Raw genomic sequence first — 21,685 nt, 5'->3', positions numbered from 1 at the left:
GCCGACGAACCGTCGGCCTGACCCCCGCGCCGACGAACCGTCGGCCTGACCCGAGGCGGCGCGGGCGAAAAAGCGCTTGCGGTGCCCCGCCCGTCCTGATACATACCCGGCCTCCGTCGGAACGCGGCGGACCTTTATGCGGGTGTAGCTCAGTTGGTTAGAGCGCTGGCCTGTCACGCCAGAGGTCGCGGGTTCAAGTCCCGTCACTCGCGCCATAAAATCAAAGACTTAGCGGCCCCCACGCGGGGCCGTTTGTTGTTTGGGGCGACGCGCCGTCGTACTGCCCTCATTCTCACCACGTCCCCGTGTTCTCCATCGAGACCCAGGGCTCGCAGGGCGTCAGGGCCTCGCCGGCCTGCAACAGCTCGATGGAAATCCCCTCCGGCGAGCGGATGAAGGCCATACGGCCGTCGCGGGGCGGCCGGTTGATGGTCACGCCCTGATCCATGATGCGCTGGCAGGTGGCGTGGATGTCGTCGACCCGGAAGGCGAGATGACCGAAGTTGCGCCCGCCGGTGAGTTCCTCCGGATCCCAGTTCCAGGTCAATTCGATCTCCGCCTCCGGGTTTTCGTTGGCGGCCAGGTAGACGAGCGTGAAGCGCCCCTTCTCGGAGTCTGTGCGGCGGGTCTCCCGCAGCCCGAGGACGTCGCGGTAGAAGGCCAGCGAGGCGTCCAGGTCAGTGACCCGAACCATGGTGTGCAGGTATTTCATGACTTCGTGATCTCCTGTTCATATGGCGCTTGGCCCGGAGCCGTGGAAGACTCTACGCTGTCGCGGTCAAAACGCCAGACGCGGTGCCCGCACGGATCGGAGCCAGAGGGGATGGAGACGCGCGAACAGCCGTTGGTCGACGTGTTCGTGGCCGACAAGAGCCCCCTGGTGCGCATGGCCATGAAGACGCTGCTCGCCGAGGACCCCCGGTTCAACCTTCAGGGCACCGCCGAGGACGGTGAACTGTTCCTGCGCGCCGTGGACCGGCTGACCTTCCGGGTCGGCGTGATCGGCTGGTCCATGCCCTACATGGACGGCGCGGCGGTGCTCCAGGCGCTGCGGGGGCGCGAGCGAGCGCCGCGCATCCTGGTCTACACCGGCGAGACGGATCCCGACATTCCGCGCCGGGTCATGGATCTGGGGGGCGCCGGCTTCTGTTCCAAGGCCGAGACCCCCGAACGGCTGCTGGCGGCCATCGACACCGTGGCCCGGGGCCACATGACCTTTCCCTACACCGATGTCTCCCGGCTGGGCACGCGCGAGGCATCACCGCTGGACGGCCTGACGGCGCGCGAGCGCGAACTGCTGGCCTGTCTGGCCGAGGGCGACTCCAACGCCCGCATCGCCGCCCGCTTCGGCATTTCGGTGCATACGGTCAAGTTCCACCTGAAGAACGTCTTCGGCAAGCTCGATGTCGCCAACCGGGCCGGGGCGGTGGCCGCGTTCCTGGCCGACGATGGCCGGGGCGGTTCCGCAGTGTGAACCTGCCCGTTCGGGTAGCCTATCCATCCCCCGAAAGAGTCTTCCGCCCTGCCCGGACGGGTGTTTCCCCAAAGTTCCTGTTACATTAGCGTCCCCTCATCAATCCAATCCTGTCCCGTCCGAGACGAAGGGGGGAGAAAAGCGGCCATGATGAGCATGACCGGGGAGAGCGCGCCCCTGTTCCTGTACGCCCTGCGCACCGTGACCGAGGCGGCGGCCGTCGCCGCCTATGACTGGATCGGCCGCGGCCGCAAGGAAGATGGCGACGGCGCTGCCGTGGACGCCATGCGCGAGGCCCTGAACCAACTGGCCATCGACGGCGTCGTGGTCATCGGCGAGGGCGAGAAGGACGAGGCGCCGGCCCTGTACAACAACGAACGTGTCGGTCAGGCGGCGGATGCCGTGCAACTCGACATCGCCGTCGATCCCATCGAGGGCACGACCTTTATGGCAACCGGCCAGACCAACTCGCTGGCCGTGATCGCCGCCGCGCCGCGCGGCTCGATGATGGACCCCGGCCCGGCGTTCTACATGGAGAAGCTGGCGGTGCCGCCGGCCGCCAAGGGCAAGATCGACCCCGCGTGGCCGGTGGAGCGGCGCCTGACGGCGCTGGCCCAGGCGCTGGACAAGCCCATCGGCGAATTGACCATCTACGTCCTGGACAAGCCGCGCCACCGCCCGATGATCGAGCGCATCCACGAGGCCGGCGCCCGCGTCGCGCTGTATCCGGCGGGAGACGTGGCCGGCGCCCTGATGGCCGCCATTCCGGGCTCCGGCATCGATGCGCTGATGGGCACCGGCGGCACACCGGAGGGCGTCATGACCGCCTGCGCCGTGCGCGCGCTGGGCGGCGACTTCATGGGGCGCCTTGATCCGCAGTTGCCGAGCGAGCAGATCGCCGTGCGCGACGCCGGCCTGAGCACCGAAAACTGGTATGCCATGGAGGACATGATCCGGTCGCAGAACGTGTTCTTCTGCGCCACCGGCATCACCTCCGGGCTGCTGCTGGACGGGGTGCAGCGTCACCCCGCGCACCACCGTGTCCACACCATGATGATCTCCGGGGCCAGCGGGGAGCGTCAGTTCCTGACCAACTGGCGCCCCCGCGACTCCGTCGCCGGGTGAGGCCACGAAGACGACGCGTCGCGCGCCGGCGCCGATCCGCGCCGGCCCCACGAAACGAAGACCGATGTTTGGAGGGATCCTCCGTCATGCCTTTGAAGCGCTTTGATCGTCCCGTCATCCTTGGCATGGTCGGTGACTCGGCCAGCGGCAAGACCACGCTGGCCCGCGGTGTGGCGCGTATCCTGGGCGAGGATCGCGTCGCCGCCATCCGCACCGACGACTACCACCGCTACTCCCGCGCCGAGCGCAAGGAGAACGGCCTGTCGGCGCTGGACCCGCGCGCCAACTACATGGACATCATCGAGCAGCACCTGGAACTGCTGAGCCAGGGCAAGCCGATCCTGAAGCCCGTGTACGATCACGAGAAGGGCGAACTGGCGGCGCCGGAGTACGTGGCGCCGAAGCCGTTCATCATCGTCGAGGGTCTGCTGGGTTACTCCAGCAAGGAGATGCGCGACTGCTACGACGTCAAGGTCTACCTGGAGCCGGACGAGGACCTGCGCATCGACTGGAAGATCCAGCGCGACACGGTCGAGCGCGGCTACACCAAGGACCAGGTTCTGGCGTCGCTGGACAAGCGCCGCTCGCTCAGCCCGGCGCACATCCACCCGCAGCGGGCCTTCGCCGACATCGTGGTGCAGTTCAAGCGCCCGGCCGGTCACGCCGAGGAACGCGGCGCCCATCTGGACGTGCGCCACATCCTGCGCCCGACCCTGCCGCACCCGAACCTCGCGCCGCTGGTGGACGCCAGCGCCAAGAACGAACTGAGCCTGGACCTAACCCGCGACGAGGACGGCAAGCCGGTGGACGTGCTCGGCCTGTCCGGATCGCTCACCGACGAGCGTGCGGCGGCGCTGGAAAACCTGCTGTGGGATCTGATCCCGGAGGCCGGCCACCTGCGCGCCAACGTGGGCGAGTTCAGGAATGCCGACAACGAAAGCATGGTGAGCCATCCGCTGGCCCTGTCGCAGCTTCTGATCGCCTATCACATGGTCAAGGCCGCGCTGGGAATTCACGTCATTTAACATGCGTCAATGCGGCGCCCCGGCCGCCATGCTGAAAAGACCGGTCGGCGGCCCGGTCTGGCCTCGTCCGGTCAGGCCGGGCCGTCGCCGCCAAGGGAAATGGAAACGACCAGGATGAGGGCCGCGAGCGCAACCGGCCCCGTGCGAGGAAGGACCCCGTCATGACCCATCACGCTTCCCCGACGGCCGCCGCCGCCCACGCGGACATGGCCAACTGCATCCGCTTCCTGGCCGCCGACGCCGTGCAGGCCGCGAAGTCCGGTCACCCCGGCATGCCCATGGGCATGGCCGACGTGGCCACGGTGCTGTTCACCCGCGTCATGAACTACGACGCCGCCGACCCGACCTGGGCCAACCGCGACCGCTTCGTGCTGTCGGCCGGGCATGGCTCCATGCTGCTGTATTCGCTGGCCTACCTGACCGGCATGCCGGGCATGGAGATCGACGACCTCAAGAACTTCCGCCAGCTCGGCAGCAAGACCGCCGGCCACCCCGAGTACGGCCACGCCCCGGGCATCGAGATGACCACCGGCCCACTGGGGCAGGGCATCGCCACGTCGGTCGGCATGGCGCTGGGCGAACGCATGGCCGCCGCCCGCTACGGCGCCGATCTGGTGGACCACTACACCTACGTCATCGCCGGAGACGGCTGCCTGATGGAGGGCATCAGCCAGGAGGCCATTTCGCTGGCCGGGCACCTGAAGCTGTCCAAGCTGATCGTGCTGTGGGACGACAACGAAATCTCCATCGACGGCTCGACCGATCTGGCCACGTCGGAGGACCAGTTGGCCCGCTTCGCGGCCAGCGGCTGGGACACCACCCGCGTCGACGGCCATGACCCGGATGCCATCGCCGCCGCCATCGCCGCCGCCCAGACGAGCGACAAGCCCAGCCTGATCGCCTGCAAGACCATCATCGGCTGGGGCGCCCCCAACAAGCAGGGCAGCCACTCCACCCACGGCGCACCGCTGGGCGACGACGAGATCGCCGCCATGCGCGACACGCTGAACTGGAGCCACGGCCCCTTCGCCCTGCCCGAGGACGCGCTGACCGCGTGGCGTGCCGCCGGCGCACGCGGCGCCAAGGCCCGCGCCGACTGGCAGGCGAGGCTTCAGGCCGCCCCGGCCGACATCCGCGACGCCATGACCGCCGCCCTGTCCGGCGACCTTCCGGCCGGCTGGGACGATGGCCTGAAGGCGCACATCGCCACGCTGATCGAGGACAAGCCGAAGCTCGCCACCCGCGTGGCCTCCCAAAAAGCACTCGACGCCCTGGTGCCGTCGGTGCCGACGATGATCGGCGGCTCAGCCGACCTGACCGGCTCCAACAACACCAAGGCCGCCGGCATGACGCCGGTCAAGCCGGGCGACTACGCCGGCAACTACATCCACTACGGCGTGCGCGAGCACGGCATGGCCGCCGCCATGAACGGGCTGGCCCTGCACGGTGAGTTCATCCCCTACGGCGGCACCTTCCTGGTGTTCGCGGATTACAACCGGCCGTCGATCCGCCTCGCGGCGCTGATGGGCGTGCGGGTCATCCACGTCATGACCCACGACTCCATCGGCCTGGGCGAGGACGGCCCGACCCACCAGCCGGTGGAGCATCTGGCGTCGCTGCGCGCCATGCCCAACGTGCTCGTGTTCCGCCCCGCCGACGCGGTGGAGACCGCCGAGTGCTGGGCGCTGGCGCTGATGAACAACGGCGGCCCGAGCGTGCTGGCCCTGAGCCGTCAGGGCCTGCCGACGCTGCGCGCCGCCGCATCCGCAGACATGCCGAGTGCCAAGGGCGCCTACGTCCTGGCCGAGGCCGAGGGCGGGGCGCGCAAGGTGACGCTGTTGGCCACCGGCTCCGAGGTGGAAATCGCCGTCAAGGCCCGCGAGATGTTGCAGGCCGAGGACATCCCGACGGCGGTCGTCTCCATGCCGTGTTGGGAGCTGTTCAGCGCCCAGGATCAGAGCTATCGCGACGCCGTGCTCGGCCCGGACACCGTGCGGATCGGCATCGAAGCCGCCGGTGACATGGGCTGGCAGCGCTGGCTAGGCGACAACGGCGCGTTCATCGGCATGGAGGGCTTTGGCGCCTCCGCCCCGGCGCCCGCGCTGTACGCGCACTTCGGCATCACCGCCGAGGCCGCCGTCGCCGCCGCCAAGGCGAAGCTGTAGGACCGGTTTGCCTGGGCCGGACGGGAGACGGTCTCCCGCCCGCGCCCGGTCACCATGGATCACGTCCGGGCGGGAGGTCCCCTCTTGCCCGGATGTGTTTCTGCTCGGCGGGGGACACTCCGGCCGCCGATCACCGCCACCCAGCGGACTCACAGGCCACGCCGTCCCTGTCCGCGTCGAGCCAGGGCCAATACCCGGGATCCCCCCGATACGCCGGGGACACGCCGGCCGCTTCAGCGGCGGCGCAATTCGGCATGGCCATGATGTGCCGGAACGTTTCGTCGGCCGGCCACGGCGACAGCGCGACCACCCATATCCAGACGGCCAGGATCAAGGACGCCGGCAGCGCGATCCAGACCAAGCGCCGCAACAGGCGACGTCGGCGCTCGTGCCACTCGATCCGGCGCGAGACCCGCTCGAATCGCTTTCGCAACGCCCGGGCCTTCTTCTCCCGATCCGACGTGTTTGTGTTGCTCTGAACGATCTTCAGGTGTCGCATCTTTCCGGTTCGCATCCCAAGTCAAGGGTGCTTGACCGCCGATGGCCAGCCACCCAACCCGCATCCTTGAGGTGTATCATGGAATGGGCGGCAGCCGAAGAAGCGACCTGCCGCCAGGGGTTCAAATACCTGCCGTCGAATGAATTGACTTCATTCGACGGCTGCCCGGCGCGACTGCGCCGCCTCCACCTCCACCGGCCACGTCTTCGCCGTGTGGCGGAGCCGGCGCAGCGGATTCCAGGTCACGGCCCGGGCCAGCGCGCCCAGCGGCGCCGTCCGGGTGGCTTGGATGGCGCGCCGTTCGGCCCATACGCCGTCCGGCCCGGGCAGCGCGGCCACCCCCTCCCGCAGGCCCTGCCACGCCGACCGGAACGCACCGTGTCGCGCGGCCCGTCCCAGCATCACCGCGTGAACCGCCACCTGCACCGGCAGCAGCGGCCAGAACCAGGCCGCCGGGGTTGTCCGCACGGCGGTCCACAGGGCGCCGCGCCGTTCCATCCCAAGTCGGAACGGATCGTGCCGCGTCGCCGTACCGCCGCCGACATGCCGAACCCGGGCCGCCGCCACGGTCACGCAACGCCCCCCGCGCAGCCGGTGGCGCAGCGCCAGATCGACGTCCTCCATGTCACAGAAATACCGTTCGGCGAAACCGCCCAGGGCCTCGAAGTCCGCCCGCGCCCACAGCGCAGCGGCGGCACAGGGGGCCAGAACGCCCCGGTCCCGCCCCGACGCGAGAACACCCGGCGCGGTGTCCACCGGCGCGCCGTGCCCGCCCCGCCACGCCAGCCCGAGGGGGCTCCAGCACTCCCCGATGCCATCCAGGAGCCCCGGCTCCGCCGCGTTCACCTGAACCGACCCGAACGCCGTGCCCGCCGGATACCGCGCGGCGGCGCCCATCAGGCTCGACAGCCAGTCCGGATCCGGAAAGGCATCGGGATGCAACAGGGCGAGCCAGTGTCCCCGGGCGTGCCGCGCGGCCAGATTGGCGCCGGCCGCGAAGCCCAGGTTCTCGTCCGGCGGCACCACGGTGATCGGAAAGGACCGGCGGGCGATCTCGGCCCAGGCCCAGTCGGCGTCACCGACGCCGTTCTCCACCAGCACCACCTCGAAGTCCCGGTACTCCTGCGCCGCCAGATGGTCGAGCGCCCGCCGCGCCAGCCGCGCGGTGTAATGGGAAACCATCAGCACGCTGACCAGCGGCGGCGATGTCTCGGCCGGTTTGGACATGGAAGACCCGGACTTTCGCGCGAGAACGAGGGCGACCCGGGCTTTGTCGCACGCCCGTCGAGGTGGGGCAATCGGTTCGGGGATGGGATCGACGCCCACACGAAAACGGCGCGGAAAGGCCCGCGCCGCTCGTTTCAACCTGTCTTCTCACCCCCGATTCAATCCGGGGGCACGCCGGCCCCGGCGGGGGAATAGAGGCCAACACCGTCCCGGTCAGGCCGGCGTGGCGTAGTCCGCCATGTTCTGTTGCGAGACCTGGAACCGGTTGTAGCCGTAGCTGACCCAGACCGCATCGTAATCCTGTCGCACCATGGTGACGATCAGGGTGCTGCCCTGCGGGATCAGGAAGCGGCTGCCGCCGCGCTCGACGCGGAACGGACGGTTGACGCGCCACTTCTGGCCTGGTGCGACTCTTTCCGTGCTTTCCATGACCATGTCCTCCCTGTCCCCCTCATCATGATCAGGTCCTGCCCGTTGCCCCGGAGGGGCCTTCGGACTGGCACGACCCGCTCCGGATCCCCCGACGCCACCCCAACCTCTCACCTGCACCCTAGCCGCCCTGTCGGCGCCGCGCTGTGACAGCCCGCACACCATCCGAAAGCCTCCCGAAAGCCCGCACTCCGTGGCGCCTTGACGCTGCGGGGCGTGCACGGTAAACGCTGCGGTTCCCTGGGCTCGTTGCGGTGCCGCGTCGGTTGGCGGACGGTCGCGCGCCCGGAGCTTGGACCATTTAGATTTCGTGCCGCGCGGCATTCGCCGGAGCCCCGAATCGGGCCTGCGGCCCAGGCAGGGGGAGGACCCGGTTCATGAACGCCCTGACCGATATCGCCGTCGGCGGACGCACCCTGTTTTCCGGCAACGAGGCCGTGGCCCGCGCGGTCTGGGAATCCGGGGCGGCGCTGGCCACCGCCTATCCCGGCACGCCCTCCACCGAGATTCTGGAGACGCTGGCCCGCTACCCGGACATCCGGGCGCAGTGGAGCGTGAACGAAAAGGTCGCCCTGGAGGTCGCCATCGGCGCCTCGCTGGCCGGAGCGCGCGCGTTCTGTGCCATGAAGCACGTCGGGCTGAACGTGGCCGCCGACGCCCTGATGAGTCAGGCGTTGGCCGGCTGTCACGGCGGGCTGGTGATCGCCGTGGCCGACGATGTCGGCCTGTCGTCCAGCCAGAACGAACAGGACAGCCGCCACTGGGGCCGCTTCGCCCATTTGCCGATTCTGGAGCCGGCGGAGGCCCAGGACGCCCACGACCAAACGCTGGCGGCGTTCGAACTGTCGGAGCAGGTGGGCTGCCCGGTGATCCTGCGCCTGACCACGCGGGTCTGCCACGTCAAGACACTGGTCACCGTGGGCGAGCGTCAGGCCCCGCCGGCGCGCGGCTTCATCCGCGATTCGCGCCGCTGGGTCATGCTGCCCAGCAACGCCAAGGCCATGCTGCCGCGCCAGGACGAGCGCGACGCCACCCTGACCGCGCTGTCCGAGGACAGCGAACTAACCACCCTGTTGGACGGCATCGACCGCTCGCTGGGCATCGTGGCCAGCGGTCCGGCCGCCCTGTCGGCGCGCGAGGCCCTGCCCGATACGCCGGTGCTCAAGCTGGGCCAGACGTTTCCGGTGCCGGTGGAGCGCATCCGCGCCTTCTCGCGGACGGTGGACGCGCTGTTGGTGGTCGAGGAAACCGAACCCCTGATCGAGCAGGAACTGCGCGCCGCCGGCCTGTCGGTCCACGGCAAGGACGTGCTGCCCAAGCATGGCGAGTTGTCCGTCGCGGTGCTGCGCCGGGCCGTGGCCGCGTGGCGCGGCGATGCGGACTCGGTCGGCGCCGCGCCGGCGCCGGCCGGCCCCGATCCCTCCGTGTTCCCGCGCCCCCCGACCATGTGCGCCGGCTGTCCGCACCTGAGCCCGTTCTACTGCCTGTCCAAACTGCGGCGCTCGACGCTGATCGCCGGGGACATCGGCTGTTACACCCTGGGCGCCGGGCACCCGTGGCAGGCCATGGACACCTGCACCTGCATGGGCGCCTCGATGACCATGGCCCAGGGGCTGGCCGCCGCCCGCTCCGGCGAGGATGCGACCAAGGCCGTGGTCTCCGTCATCGGCGATTCCACCTTCCTGCACATGGGCATGCAGGGCCTTCTCGATCTCGTCTACAACCGCGCCAACGTCACCGTGCTGATCCTGGACAACCGCACCGTCGCCATGACCGGCGGGCAGGAACACCCGGGCACCGGCTTCGACATTCACGGCGCGGAGGCGCCGCGCGTCGATTTCCTCGCCCTGGTCAAGGCCATGGGCGTCAAGCCGGACCGGGTGCACTCCGTCGATCCGTACAAGCTGCCCGAATTGTTCCAGTTGATCCGCGCCGAAACCCAGGTGCCGGAGGTCTCGGTCATCATCACCGACCAGCCGTGCGTGCTGACCGACCGGCATCAACCGCGCCCGGCCCTGAAAGTGGTCGAGGAGGACTGCACCGGCTGCGGCGGCTGCATCAACACCGGCTGCCCGGCGATCCAGGTCACGCGGCGCGAGACCACGACCACCAAGAGCGGCAAGACCAAGGAACTGGCTTTCGCCCGCATCGACAGCGCCTTCTGCACCGGCTGCAACGCCTGTGTGGAAACCTGCGCGCCCAACGCCATTGTGCCGCTGGATCCGTCCGCGCATCCCCGCCTTGAGAGAGTGTGAGCCCATGACCGAGTCTCCGGCCGCCACCGTCACCAATGTTCTGCTGTGCGGCATCGGCGGCCAGGGCGTGCTGACCGCCGCCGAACTGCTGGCCCAGGCCGCCGTCGCCGCCGGCCACGACGCCAAGAAGACCGAGGTCGCCGGCATGGCCCAGCGCGGTGGGGTGGTGACCTCGCATCTGCGATTCGGGCCGCGCGTGCTGGCCCCGGCCATTCCCGACGGCGAGGCCGACCTGCTGCTGGGGTTCGAGGCCGCCGAGGCCCTGCGCTGGATCGGCCAGTTGCGGCGCACCGGCAAGGCGGTGGTGAACGGGCTGCGGGTCAAGCCGCCGGTGGTGCATCAGGGGCTGTTCGACTACCCCGAGGATCCCATCGGCATGATCCGCGCCGTCGGCGTCGAGGTGCGCGTGGTCGAGGCCTGGGATATCGCCGACTCGCTGGGCAACCACCGTCTGATGAACACGGTCATGCTGGGCGCCGTCTCCGACCTGCTGCCGCTGTCGGCCGACGATCTGCGCGAGCGGGTGGTGGCGGTGTTCCGCGCCCGCAAACCCGCCCTGGCCGACCTCAACGCCCGTGCCTTCGACGCCGGCCGGGCGGCGGTGACGGCCGCGCCGGAGCCTGTCGCGGCGGGTTGACCCGGCACCGCGCCGCCCCGGCGTCACAATCAATCCCCGTCATTCACGTCGGTTCGGCGGGCGCTTGCGCGCCGGACCCGCGAAGCCGCGTGCCGAAGATGGGGACTCGCTTGGACCATAACCCCTTGAATCTCAAGGGGCCGATAGTGCATGGTTCCCGACGCCCTCTCTACCGCTTACAGTCGCGGCGCGCGACGCTCCCCCTCCACCCTCTCTCCGCCGGGGAGGGGGCGCGGTCTGCCGTCAAGGCCCGGTGAAACACACGAGGACCCGACCCCATGCGCTATCTGCCCCTGACCGACCATGACCGCCGCGCCATGCTCGACCGCATCGGCGCCGGGTCCGTGGACGATCTGTTTTGCGACGTGCCGGCCGAGACCCTGGCGGACGCGCCGTTCGACGCGTTGCCCGAGCACGCCACCGAAATGGCGGTGGAACGGGACCTGTCGGCGCTCGCCACGCGCAACCGGGCGGCCGGATCGGGGCCGTGCTTCCTGGGCGCTGGGGCCTACCGCCACCACGTGCCGGCGACCGTGGATCACCTGATCCAGCGCGGTGAGTTCCTGACCGCCTACACGCCCTATCAGCCCGAGGTCAGTCAGGGCACGCTGCAAACCCTGTTCGAGTTCCAGACCCAGGTGGCGCTCATCACCGGCATGGAGGTGGCCAACGCGTCCATGTACGACGCCGCCACCGGCGTGGCCGAGGCCGCCGCCATGGCCAGCCGCGTGACCCGTCGCAAGCGGGTGCTGGTGGCCGGGGGCGTGCATCCCCACTACGCCGAGACCACGGCCAGCTTCCTGCGCTACACCGACATCAAGGTCGAGGTGCTCGACCCCGACCCCGTCGGCATCGCCGACCTGATCGGGCGCGTGAACGAGGGACACGCCTGTGTGGTGGTCCAGAACCCCGACTTCTTCGGCCGCCTGTCCGACCTGTCGGCGCTGGCGTCGGAATGCCACGCCCAGGGCGCGCTGCTGGTGGTGGCGGTGGCGGAGCCGGTGTCGCTGGGGCTGGTGAAACCGCCGGGCGAGATGGGGGCGGACATCGTCGTCGGCGAGGGCCACGCCATCGGCAGCTCGCTGAACTTCGGCGGCCCCGGCGTCGGCCTGTTCGCCACGCGCAAGAAGTTCGTGCGCCACATGCCGGGCCGGCTGGCTGGCGAAACCGAGGACCAGGACGGCCGGCGCGGCTGGGTGCTCACGTTGTCCACGCGCGAGCAGCACATCCGGCGCGAGAAGGCGACCTCCAACATCTGCACCAACAGCGGCCTGGTGGCACTGGCCTGGACCATTCACATGTCGCTGCTGGGCGAGGCCGGCTTTTCGCGGCTCGCGCGCCTGAACCACGGGAAGGCGGTGGAACTGGTCGGGCTGCTGGAGGGCGTGTCCGGCCTGGAGGTGGTGACGCCCACGTTCTTCAATGAGGTCTTGGTGCGCCTGCCCGGTCATGACGCCGCCGCCGTGGTCGAGACCCTGGCCGGCAAGGGCATCCTGGCCGGCGTGCCGCTGTCGCGGTTCTGGCCGACCTTCCCGGAACTGGCGGACGGTCTGCTGGTCTGCGCCACCGAGACCACCGAACGCGAGGACATGGAGGCGCTGGCCCGCGCCCTGACGGAGGCCCTGGCATGACCGAACGCGGCACCCCCACCCTGACCGGCAACCGTGGTCTTCAGATCGAGGAACCCTTGATCTTCGAGCAGGGCCACCCCGACAAGACGGGCGTCGATCTGCCCGATCCGCCGGATCTGCCCGACCGCCTGGGCGGACTGGCGCGGACCGGCCCCATCGGCCTGTCCGGCCTCAGCGAGCCCGAGGTGGTGCGCCACTACACCCGGCTGTCGCAGAAGAACTACGCCATCGACGCCGGGTTCTATCCGCTCGGCTCGTGCACCATGAAGCACAACCCGCGCCTGAACGAGCGCATGGCGCGGCTGCCCGGCTTCGCCGACCTGCACCCGTTCCAGCCGCAATCGACCGTGCAGGGGGCGTTGGCGGTCATGCACCGGCTGTCCGAGTGGCTGCTCGGCCTGACCGGGATGGAGGCCGTGGCGCTGTCACCGGCCGCCGGGGCACATGGGGAACTCTGCGGCATGCAGGCCATCCGCGCCGCCCTGGACGCGCGCGGCGCCGGCGACCGCCGTGTGGTCTTGGTGCCCGATTCGGCGCACGGCACCAACCCGGCGACGGCGGCGCTGTGCGGCTTTAAGGTGCGCGGCGTGCCCGGGGACGACCGGGGCCGGGTGGACCTCGCGGCGTTCCGGGAGGCGCTGGACGATCAGGTGGCCGGGGTCATGCTGACCAACCCCAACACCTGCGGCCTGTTCGAAAACGACATCATGGCGCTGGCGACGGCGGTCCACGAGGCCGGGGCCTACTTTTACCTCGACGGCGCCAACTTCAACGCCCTGGTCGGCCGGGTGAAGATCGCCGACCTGGGCGTCGACGCCATGCACATCAACCTTCACAAGACCTTCTCCACGCCGCACGGCGGCGGCGGGCCGGGCGCCGGCCCCACGGTGCTCAGCCCCGCGCTGGCGCCGTTCGCGCCCTTGCCGCATGTGGTGGCGGAGGCCGACGGCGGCTATCGCCTGATCGAGCGCGTTGAGGGCGACATGCAGCCGTTCGGCCGCATGAAGGGTTTCCACGGTCAGTTCGGCGTGTTCGTTCGCGCCCTGTCCTATCTGATGAGCATGGGCGCCGACGGCCTGCGGCAGGCGTCGGGGGACGCGGTGCTGAACGCCAACTACCTGCTGGCGCGACTGAGCGAGACGCTGACGCCGTCGTTCGAGGGGCCGTGCATGCACGAGGCCCTGTTCGACGACCGCTTCCTGAAGGGCACCGGCGTCTCGACGCTCGACTTCGCCAAGGCGATGATCGACGAGGGCGTTCACCCGATGACGATGTACTTCCCCTTGGTGGTGCATGGGGCCATGCTGATGGAGCCAACCGAGACCGAGAGCCGGGACAGCCTGGACGCGTTCTGCGATGCCGTGCTGGCGCTGGCGGACAAGGCACGGTCGGGCGACGCGGCGTTCTTCACCGAGGCGCCGCGCCACACCCCGCGCCGCCGCCTGGACGAGACGCGGGCCGCGCGTCATCCGGTGCTGCGCTGGGAGCCGCCCGAGCCGGCCAAGGCCGCCGAGTAGTGCCCGAGGACCTTGGGGAAGGGGGAGAGAACCAGGATGCCCGTGACGCACACCTTCCATCCCGACCAAAATTATCTTGAGGTGACGCTGACCGGAACCCTGACTCTGGAAGACCTCACCGACGAGATGGCGGCGTTCATCAACGACGGGGCATGGCGGTCCACGGTGAACGCGCTGTGGGACTGCCGGGCACTCGACAGCGCCGTCATCGACCAGACCTTTCTGGAGGGACTGGTGACCTATCGCAGCAACATCGACCTGCTGCGGCGCCGGTCGCGGGCCGCGATCCTGATTGACCCCGCGACCGCGGATTGGGGGGATGAACTCACCCGTCAGTTCGAGAGGTCACACCTGAGCAGCGAAATCCGGGTGTTCCTGGATCGCGACGCCGCTTTGCAATGGGTGTGCGAACCATCCGGCCACGGCGCGGCGGAGGCATGACCTCCGAGCCCTCAGCCCCGGTGTGGGCGCTGCTGGACGGCCTGTCCGGCTCCAACAGCCAAACCCGGGGCGTCGTGCAGGCGCTGGGTGTGCCGATTGCGGAAAACGTCCTGACCTATGCACGGGAATGGCCGTGGGAGCGTCTGACGGGGCGCGTCAGGCCGACGCCGGAGACCCGCGACCGTCTGTTGGCCGCGCCGCCGCCGCGCCTGATCGTAACCACGGGCCGGCGCGCCGGCGCCGTGGCGCGCTGGCTGAAGCGGGCGCTGGCCGACCGCGACGGCACCGCGCCGCGCCTGCTCCACATCCAGGACCCGCGCTTCGGCCACGACGACTTTGACCGTATCATCGTCCCCGCCCACGACCGTTCCCTGGCGCGGTTGAAGGCGCGGCGCAACGTAACCGTCGTGACCGGCTCCCCGCACCCGCTGACCCCCGAGCGCCTGGCGACCGCGGCGGAAGAGTGGCGGAGCGCGGTGGAGGACCTGCCCCGGCCGCGCATCGCCGTCCTGGTGGGAGGCGATTCCGGACGGCGCCGGCTCGACGCGGCGGTGGCCCGGCGGCTGGCGAATCAGGCATCCGAACTGGCCCGACGCGCCGGCGGCGCGCTGATGGTGACCACCAGCCGGCGCACCCGGGCGGACGCGCTGGCGGACCTTCGCGCGTCCCTGGCCGGCCCCCACGTCCTGCACGCCTGGACCCCGGAGCCGGCCGGCAATCCCTACCTGGGGTTCCTGGGGCTGGCCGACGCCGTCATCGTCACCGGCGATTCCATGTCCATGCTGACCGAAGCGACGACTCCCGCCCGGCCGGTCTACATCTTCGCGCCAGCCGGCTGGGCACGGGCGCCACACGCCCGCTATCATGCCCAGTTGGTGGCGGCCGGCGCGGCACGGATGCTGGACGACGCCACCGCCTGGGACGCCTGGAGCGGCGTCCCGATCAACCCGGCCGCCGCCATCGCCACCGAGGCGCGGGCGCTGCTGGAGCGCTCTTGACGTCGCTGGGGCGGGACCGGATCCTTTCACGGTTGGCGGATGCGGAGGGCCGGCCATGTCCACCCTGTACGATCAGGATTTCCACGCCTGGACCCAGGAACAGGCCGCCCTGTTGCGCGCCGGGCGTCTGGCCGAGGCCGATATCGACCATCTGGCCGAGGAGATCGACAGCATGGGGCGGACGGAACGGCGTGAACTGGTGAACAGGCTCGTCATTCTGCTGCTGCACCTGCTCAAGTGGCAGGTCCAGCCGGGCCGTCGCGGCAACTCGTGGCGCCTGTCGGTCAAGGAACAGCGGCTGCGCCTTGCCGCGCATCTTGAGGACAATCCGAGCCTCAAGGCCGGGCTCGATGCCGCCATCGCGCGGGCATGGCGTCTGGCCCGCATCGAGGCGGAACGCGAGACCGGCTTGCCGGAGTCCACATTTCCCGCCAACTGCCCGTTCGACATCCGGCAGATCCTGGACGACGGCTTCTGGCCCGAGGGGAACGGATAGGCGCCGAGGCGGCGTTCAGGCCACCCGGTCGGCGGGCGCCTCGCCGCGCAGCAACACCGCGTCCAGGTTGTCGAGCGCGCGGAAGCCCATGGCCTCGCGTGTTTCCACCGTGGCGCTGCCCAGATGCGGCAGCAGGAAGGTGTTGGGGAGCGCGCGGTAGTCCGGATGCGCGTTCGGCTCGCCGTCGTAAACATCAAGGCCGGCGGCGGCCAGATGGCCGCGCCTGAGGGCGTCGATCAGGGCGTCGTCGTCGACGATGCCGCCGCGCGCGGTGTTGACCAGAATGGCGCCCCGGGGCAACAAGGCCAGCCGCGCCCCGTTCATCAGGCCGATGGTCTCCGGCGTGGCCGGACAATGCAGGCTGAGAACATCGCAGTGGGGCAGCAGACCCTCGATGGTCTCGTGAAAGATCGCGCCCTGTTCCAGATCGGGCGGCAGCCGGCGCCGGCCGTGGTAATGAATCGTCATGTCGAAGGCCCGGGCGCGCCGCGCCACCGCGCGGCCGATGCGCCCCATGCCGACGATGCCCAGGCGCTTGCCGGTGACGTGCGTCCCCATCATCTGGGTGGGCGTCCAGCCGGTCCAGGTGCCGGCGCGCATCAGCGCCTCGCCCTCGCCGGCCCGGCGCGCGGCCCCCAGCAAGCACAACAGGGCGATGTCCGCCGTGGCGTCGGTCAGCACGTCGGGCGTGTTGGTCACGATCAGGCCCCGGGCGCGGGCAGCCTCCACGTCGATATGGTCGAAGCCGACGGAGAAGGTCGCGATGATGCGCACCGAGTCCGGCAGCGCGTCGATGACCGCCGCCGTGACCGCGTTGCCGGGCGCGACCAACAGCCCATCGGCGCCAGCGGCGTGCGCCACCAGGGCGTCCCCGCCCAGCGGCGGCGTATCGACGGGGGCCGGGCGCGCCGCGTAGTCGCGCGCCGCCCGGGCCTCCACCGCCTCCGGCAGGGTCCGGGCCAGGGTCAGCGCGGGCTTCGCGGACATGGCGACGCGCGCCCCTATTCCGCCGCCAGCCAGGGGAATTGTTGCGCCCGCCGGTCCTCGAAGGCGGTGATGTCCGCTTCCTTCTCCAGCGTCAGGCCGATGTCGTCGAGGCCGTTGAGCAGGCAGTGCTTGCGGAACGGATCGATGTCGAAGCGCACCACGCCGCCATCCGGGCCGCGAATCTCCTGCGCCTCCAGGTCCACGGTCACCGTGGCGTTGGCGCCCCGGCTGGCATCGTCCATCAGCTTGTCCACGTCCTCCTGCGGCAGGCGGATGGGCAGGATGCCGTTCTTGAAGCAGTTGTTGTAGAAGATGTCGGCGAAGCTGGGCGCGATGACGCAACGGATGCCGAAGTCCAGCAGGGCCCAAGGCGCGTGCTCGCGCGACGAGCCGCAGCCGAAGTTGTCGCCAGCCACCAGGATGGAGGCCTTCCGGTAGGCCGGCTGATTGAGCACGAAGTCCGGCTTCTCGGCGCCGTCGTCGTCGTACCGCATCTCGTGGAACAGGCTCTTGCCCAGGCCGGTGCGCTTGATCGTCTTCAGGAACTGCTTGGGGATGATCATGTCGGTGTCGACATTGACGATCGGCATCGGCGCGGCGACGCCGGTCAGGTGGACGAACGGTTCCATGACCTTCCTTTCGGGTTCGGGGACGGTGGATCCCTTTCTAACGTGGACGCGGATGTTTTCAATGGGCGTTCGTCGCGAGGACCTCGTCCAGGAACGCACCCAGGGCGGTCACAGTGGCGTCGGGCTGTTCGGCGTGGACCCAATGGCCGGCGCCCGCGATGGTCTCGACGCGAGCGGCGGGGAACAGGGCGCGGATGGACTCCTGGTGCGCGGCCCGCACATAGTCCGACGCGCCGCCGGCCAGGAAGAGTGTTGGGCCGTCGTAGCGCGCCCCCGCCGGCGGGTCCGGCCAGCCGGTGATGTCCGCCATGCCGTCGATCAGGGCGCGCAGGTTGAGGCGCCAGCGGGCCGTCCCGCCATCGCGTCCCGGAAGCTCCAGGTTCTGCAGCAGGAAGGCGCGGATGCCCGGCTCGGGGATGGTGTCGGCCAGCACCGCGTCGGCATCGGCGCGGCGACGCACGTCGGCCAGCGGCACGTCCAGCATGGCCTGGGCGTAGGCCTCCAGCCCGTGGCGGTAGGCGACCGGGGCCACGTCCACCGCGATCAGGGCGCGTACTCGTTCCGGGCTCTCCAGGGCCAGCCGCAGGACCGCCTTGCCGCCCATGCTGTGGCCGCACAGGACGGCGGGCCGGCCCGGCGCCTCCTCGTCCAGCAGCGCCCGCAGGTCGGCGGCCATCGCCGGGTAGTCGGTGGCATCGTGCCACGGCGAGGCCCCGTGATTGCGCAGGTCGGGCGTGATGACGCGCCAGCCCCGGGGGGCGAGCCGGCCCGCGATGGCATTCCAGTTGCGGCCCGATCCGAACAGGCCATGAAGGATGACCAGCGGCGGGCCGTCGCCGGTGACGGAGCGGTTCAGGGGCATGGATCACCTGTCGGGGATGCGGGGTGGGCCAAGGCGCCATTCCACCGCCCCGCCGCCGGACCACGCAAGCCCTTTCCGGCGGCGGCCCGGACCCAGGGCAATCGGGTGAAAGGGCGTGCGGTCGCAAAGACGTGGCAATGAAGACGTGGCAATGAAGACGTGGCAATGAAGACGTGGCAATGAAGACGTGGGGATCGTGTGCCTTGTGGCGGCACGCCCCACCATCTTTTGTTGGGGTAGGGCGGATTCGCCCCGCGCAGCGGGGCAATCCGCCGCGTGTCGGCGATGCGGCGGGTTGCGCCTTCGGCGCGAACCCGCCCTACGAAGTCTCGCGTTTTGCCAACGGTGCATTCACCCGATTGCCCTCGTTCGGCCCCGCGTACGCTTCCCATGTCAGGCGTGGACTTGATAGAGTCGCGGCCCACCGTGCCCTCAAGCCCCGGATGCCCGCCCATGCCCATCGAGTCAGACGATCTGGAGCCCCGCCCCGTGCTCGCCGCGCCGCCCAACATGGAGGTCATGTCGGTGGGCGACCTGGAACACTACATTCGCCAGCTTGAGCACGAGATCGCCCGCGCCCGGGCCATGATCGACTCCAAGGGCGGCGCCCGCGCGGCGGCGGAGGAGGTGTTCAGGAAGGGAGGATGATGCGGCGGTGCGGCGGAGGGCTCACACGCTGTCCCTCCAAGCCGCGAGACCCGCGCAGGCACTCTGGAACGGACGAGCGCGGCTCATCCGCCGGTGCGCGCGGGGGCCAGCGGCGGTCACACAGGCGGTGACCGCGTGGCCTCAGCCCTGGCGGGCCTTGAAGCGCGGATTGGTCTTGTTGATGACATAGACGCGGCCACGGCGCCGCACGACACGGCAGTTCTTGTCGCGGGTCTTGGCCGACTTCAGCGAGTTACGCACACGCATCGGACTGTCCTCGGGTTTCAGCACAAAAAAAACCACGGTTCGAACGACAGCCCGAACCGAAGAGCGCGCACCATACAGAGCAGTGTTCCGGGCGTCAACGCGAATCATGCGCCTGCGGCACGTCCCAGAATGCCGGAAGAACGGGGGCTGAAACTGGCGCCGGCCTGTTCTTCTCCCCCATCCGGGCTATCGTCTTCCGTCAGGGAGCAGGGACCTCACGGCACCTTTCTTCCGCGTCACCGGGCGCACTGCGCCGCACCGCGTCCGGGTCGCGGTCGTCATGACCGGCGCCCACGCCCGCGGGACCGCCCCCTCCCAGCCGACGGGCTTCCGCGTGACACTGGCCACCCTGCCCGCCACGCAGGACTCGGCCAAAGGCGTCGGGACCGGAGACAAGAAACCCCCGCCGAACGGTTGTTTCGGCGGGGGCCTTATCACTGTCACGAGATCACGGTCACGACCCCTGGAAGGTCATCACGCCGACTTCGGCAACTCCCAGACCTCCGGGGCGTTCTCCAGTTCGGCCATCAGCAGATCACGCTGGGCCGTGATCTCGTGCGGCAGGCGATCCCCGAACTGGTCGAACAACTCGGCCTGGGTTTCGACCTCGCCCAGCGCTTTGGCCTTCTCGACGCTCATGATGCGGTTGTAGAGCGCCTCCTCGAACGGCAGGCCATTCCAGTTCATGTCGGAATAGGCCGGCACGTTGCCCAGCGGGCTTTCGACCGCGTGGGCCTGACCGCGCACCCGCTTCACGATCCACTCCAGCGCGCGCATGTTGTCGCCGAAGCCCGGCCAGATGAACTTGCCGTTCTCGTCCTTGCGAAACCAGTTGACGCGGTAGATGTGCGGCAGGTTGCCCTTCATCGCATGGCCGAGCTTCAGCCAATGCGCCCAGTAGTCCGCCATGTTGTAGCCCATGAACGGCAGCATCGCGAAGGGGTCGCGGCGCAGGGCGCCTGGTTTGCCCTCGGCAGCGGCGGTCAGCTCCGAGCCCATGGTGGCGGCCAGATAGACGCCGTGGGTCCAGTCCTTGGCCTCGAACACCAGCGGGAAGTTGGTGGCCACGCGACCACCGAACAGGAAGGCGTCGATGGGCACGCCGGCCGGGTCCTCCCACGCCGGGTCCAGCGACGGGCACTGGCTCAGCGGCGCGGTGAAGCGGGCGTTGGGATGGGCGGCGGTGCGCCCGCAATCCGGCGTCCAGTCCTGGCCCTTCCAGTCGGTCAGGCGGGCCGGCGGCTCGTCCGTCATGCCCTCCCACCAGACGTCGCCGTCCTCGGTCATGGCCACGTTGGTGAAAATGCAGTTCGCGTGAAGCGACAGCATGGCGTTGGGGTTGGACTTCATCGAGGTTCCCGGCGCCACGCCGAAGAAGCCGTATTCCGGATTGATGGCGCGCAATGTGCCGTCGGGCTTCGGCTTGATCCAGGCGATGTCGTCGCCGACGGTGGTGACCTGCCAGCCCTCGTAGCCCTTGGGCGGGATCAGCATGGCGAAGTTGGTCTTGCCGCAGGCGCTGGGGAACGCGCCGCCGACGTAAGACTTCTCGCCGTCCGGGCTCTTGACGCCCAGAATCAGCATGTGCTCGGCCAGCCAGCCCTCGTCGCGCGCCTTCACCGACGCGATGCGCAGCGCGAAGCACTTCTTGCCCAACAGCGCGTTGCCGCCATAGCCGGAGCCGTACGACCAGATCTCGCGGGTCTCCGGATAGTGGACAATGTACTTGTTGTCGGCGTTGCAGGGCCACGGCACATCCTTGACGCCGTCCACCAGCGGCATACCGACGGAGTGGATGCAGGGCACGAACTCGCCGTCGTCGCCCAGAACGTCCAGCGCCGCCTGACCCATCCGGGTCATGATGCGCATGTTGGTGACCACGTAGGCCGAATCCGTGATCTCGATGCCGATTTCTGAAATGTCGGAGCCAAGCGGCCCCATCGAGAACGGAATCACGTACATGGTGCGGCCGCGCATGCAGCCGCCGAACAGGCCGTTCAGGGTGGCGCGCATTTCCGCCGGGGCAACCCAGTTGTTGGTCGGGCCGGCGTCGTCCTTGTTCTCGGAGCAGATGAACGTGCGGTTTTCCACGCGCGCGACGTCGGCGGGGTCGGAGCGACACAGATAGCTGTTCGGGCGCTTTTCCGGATTCAGGCGGATGTACGATCCGCCGTCCACCAGACCCTGACACAGGCGGTCATATTCCTCCTGGCTGCCGTCGCACCATTCAACGCGATCCGGCTTGGTCAGCGCGGCGATCTCGTCCACCCACGCCAGAAGTTTCGCATGCTTGGTCGGCGCATCGTTCATCTACATACCCTCCCGATTGGCACGGCACATTTGCGAATTGGAATGAACTGGGAAACAGGATAA

Annotated in this window: 21 protein-coding genes and 1 tRNA gene; 13 read left to right on the top strand and 9 right to left on the bottom strand. The window is 69.5% G+C overall.

Features of this window, described 5'->3' with window-relative positions; all coding sequences use genetic code 11:
- Positions 1-138 precede the first annotated feature (138 nt).
- A tRNA-Asp gene (locus BLS85_RS04745) sits at positions 139-215 on the top strand.
- 77 nt (positions 216-292) lie between these two features.
- Here BLS85_RS04745 and BLS85_RS04740 read toward each other — a convergent pair.
- Positions 293-712, bottom strand: a complete 420-nt coding sequence (locus tag BLS85_RS04740) for a VOC family protein (protein ID WP_092782902.1) — start codon at positions 710-712, stop codon at positions 293-295.
- A 111-nt stretch (positions 713-823) separates the two neighbouring features.
- Between BLS85_RS04740 and BLS85_RS04735 the strand changes: the two genes are divergently transcribed.
- The 4 genes from BLS85_RS04735 to tkt all read left to right on the top strand — a co-directional run bounded on the left by BLS85_RS04735 (position 824) and on the right by tkt (position 5,789).
- Complete coding sequence (locus tag BLS85_RS04735; RefSeq protein WP_092782899.1) at positions 824-1,474, top strand: response regulator transcription factor; 651 nt, start codon at positions 824-826, stop codon at positions 1,472-1,474.
- 147 nt (positions 1,475-1,621) lie between these two features.
- On the top strand, positions 1,622-2,599 hold the full coding sequence (gene glpX, locus BLS85_RS04730) for a class II fructose-bisphosphatase (RefSeq protein WP_245699079.1): 978 nt from the start codon (positions 1,622-1,624) through the stop codon (positions 2,597-2,599).
- Between the two features lie 86 nt (positions 2,600-2,685).
- On the top strand, positions 2,686-3,624 hold the full coding sequence (locus tag BLS85_RS04725) for a phosphoribulokinase (protein ID WP_092782896.1): 939 nt from the start codon (positions 2,686-2,688) through the stop codon (positions 3,622-3,624).
- Positions 3,625-3,785: 161 nt separating this feature from the next.
- A complete protein-coding gene (tkt, locus tag BLS85_RS04720; RefSeq protein ID WP_092782893.1) occupies positions 3,786-5,789 on the top strand; it encodes a transketolase in 2,004 nt (667 codons plus the stop codon).
- A 130-nt stretch (positions 5,790-5,919) separates the two neighbouring features.
- Here tkt and BLS85_RS19270 read toward each other — a convergent pair whose 3' ends face one another.
- The 3 genes from BLS85_RS19270 to BLS85_RS04705 form a co-directional block, all read right to left on the bottom strand.
- Positions 5,920-6,288, bottom strand: coding sequence for an excalibur calcium-binding domain-containing protein (locus BLS85_RS19270; RefSeq protein ID WP_218128290.1), 369 nt, complete (start codon positions 6,286-6,288; stop codon positions 5,920-5,922).
- A 150-nt stretch (positions 6,289-6,438) separates the two neighbouring features.
- Positions 6,439-7,515 carry a glycosyltransferase family 2 protein gene (locus tag BLS85_RS04710; RefSeq protein ID WP_092782887.1) on the bottom strand — a complete coding sequence of 359 codons (1,077 nt, stop codon included), beginning with the start codon at positions 7,513-7,515 and terminating at the stop codon, positions 6,439-6,441.
- 213 nt (positions 7,516-7,728) lie between these two features.
- Complete coding sequence (locus BLS85_RS04705; protein ID WP_143027092.1) at positions 7,729-7,944, bottom strand: hypothetical protein; 216 nt, start codon at positions 7,942-7,944, stop codon at positions 7,729-7,731.
- A 377-nt stretch (positions 7,945-8,321) separates the two neighbouring features.
- On the opposite strand from BLS85_RS04705, the gene BLS85_RS04700 reads away from it, so the two are divergent.
- The 7 genes from BLS85_RS04700 (at position 8,322) to BLS85_RS04670 (ending at position 15,919) form a co-directional block, all read left to right on the top strand.
- On the top strand, positions 8,322-10,199 hold the full coding sequence (locus BLS85_RS04700) for a thiamine pyrophosphate-dependent enzyme (protein WP_092782881.1): 1,878 nt from the start codon (positions 8,322-8,324) through the stop codon (positions 10,197-10,199).
- 4 nt (positions 10,200-10,203) lie between these two features.
- A complete protein-coding gene (locus tag BLS85_RS04695; RefSeq protein ID WP_092782878.1) occupies positions 10,204-10,836 on the top strand; it encodes an indolepyruvate oxidoreductase subunit beta in 633 nt (210 codons plus the stop codon).
- Positions 10,837-11,114: 278 nt separating this feature from the next.
- Complete coding sequence (gcvPA, locus tag BLS85_RS04690; protein WP_092782875.1) at positions 11,115-12,467, top strand: aminomethyl-transferring glycine dehydrogenase subunit GcvPA; 1,353 nt, start codon at positions 11,115-11,117, stop codon at positions 12,465-12,467.
- Positions 12,464-13,984 carry an aminomethyl-transferring glycine dehydrogenase subunit GcvPB gene (gcvPB, locus tag BLS85_RS04685; RefSeq protein WP_092782872.1) on the top strand — a complete coding sequence of 507 codons (1,521 nt, stop codon included), beginning with the start codon at positions 12,464-12,466 and terminating at the stop codon, positions 13,982-13,984. Before gcvPA ends, gcvPB begins: the two co-directional genes overlap by 4 nt.
- Positions 13,985-14,020: 36 nt before the next feature.
- Complete coding sequence (locus BLS85_RS04680) at positions 14,021-14,425, top strand: STAS/SEC14 domain-containing protein (protein ID WP_092782869.1); 405 nt, start codon at positions 14,021-14,023, stop codon at positions 14,423-14,425.
- The gene (locus BLS85_RS04675; protein ID WP_176793374.1) at positions 14,422-15,423 is read left to right on the top strand and encodes a mitochondrial fission ELM1 family protein; all 1,002 of its coding nucleotides are present in this window, start codon (positions 14,422-14,424) and stop codon (positions 15,421-15,423) included. The genes BLS85_RS04680 and BLS85_RS04675 overlap by 4 nt, the downstream gene beginning before the upstream one ends.
- 55 nt (positions 15,424-15,478) lie before the next feature.
- On the top strand, positions 15,479-15,919 hold the full coding sequence (locus BLS85_RS04670) for a DUF29 domain-containing protein (protein WP_092782836.1): 441 nt from the start codon (positions 15,479-15,481) through the stop codon (positions 15,917-15,919).
- Positions 15,920-15,934: 15 nt separating this feature from the next.
- Here BLS85_RS04670 and BLS85_RS04665 read toward each other — a convergent pair whose 3' ends face one another.
- From BLS85_RS04665 to BLS85_RS04655, 3 genes are read right to left on the bottom strand one after another with little or no spacing between them, the layout of a single operon-like run.
- The gene (locus BLS85_RS04665; protein ID WP_092782833.1) at positions 15,935-16,906 is read right to left on the bottom strand and encodes a 2-hydroxyacid dehydrogenase; all 972 of its coding nucleotides are present in this window, start codon (positions 16,904-16,906) and stop codon (positions 15,935-15,937) included.
- Positions 16,907-16,920: 14 nt separating this feature from the next.
- Complete coding sequence (gene leuD, locus BLS85_RS04660; protein WP_092782830.1) at positions 16,921-17,535, bottom strand: 3-isopropylmalate dehydratase small subunit; 615 nt, start codon at positions 17,533-17,535, stop codon at positions 16,921-16,923.
- A gap of 58 nt (positions 17,536-17,593) precedes the next feature.
- Positions 17,594-18,397: an alpha/beta fold hydrolase gene (locus BLS85_RS04655; protein ID WP_092782827.1), complete on the bottom strand. Its 804-nt coding sequence runs from the start codon at positions 18,395-18,397 to the stop codon at positions 17,594-17,596.
- A 453-nt stretch (positions 18,398-18,850) separates the two neighbouring features.
- Here BLS85_RS04655 and BLS85_RS04650 point away from each other — a divergent pair, with 453 nt between their 5' ends.
- Positions 18,851-19,045: a DUF1192 domain-containing protein gene (locus BLS85_RS04650; RefSeq protein ID WP_245699078.1), complete on the top strand. Its 195-nt coding sequence runs from the start codon at positions 18,851-18,853 to the stop codon at positions 19,043-19,045.
- A 141-nt stretch (positions 19,046-19,186) separates the two neighbouring features.
- On the opposite strand, the gene ykgO is transcribed toward BLS85_RS04650, so the two are convergent.
- The gene (ykgO, locus tag BLS85_RS04645) at positions 19,187-19,312 is read right to left on the bottom strand and encodes a type B 50S ribosomal protein L36 (RefSeq protein WP_092782824.1); all 126 of its coding nucleotides are present in this window, start codon (positions 19,310-19,312) and stop codon (positions 19,187-19,189) included.
- 474 nt (positions 19,313-19,786) lie between these two features.
- Complete coding sequence (locus tag BLS85_RS04640) at positions 19,787-21,622, bottom strand: phosphoenolpyruvate carboxykinase (GTP) (protein WP_092782821.1); 1,836 nt, start codon at positions 21,620-21,622, stop codon at positions 19,787-19,789.
- Positions 21,623-21,685: the final 63 nt, after the last annotated feature.

Source organism: Rhodospira trueperi, assembly GCF_900101965.1.
GTDB lineage: Bacteria > Pseudomonadota > Alphaproteobacteria > Rhodospirillales > Rhodospirillaceae > Rhodospira > Rhodospira trueperi.
The sequence above is the reverse complement of the archived record's forward strand: the minus strand, read 5'-3'. Positions and strand labels throughout refer to the sequence as shown.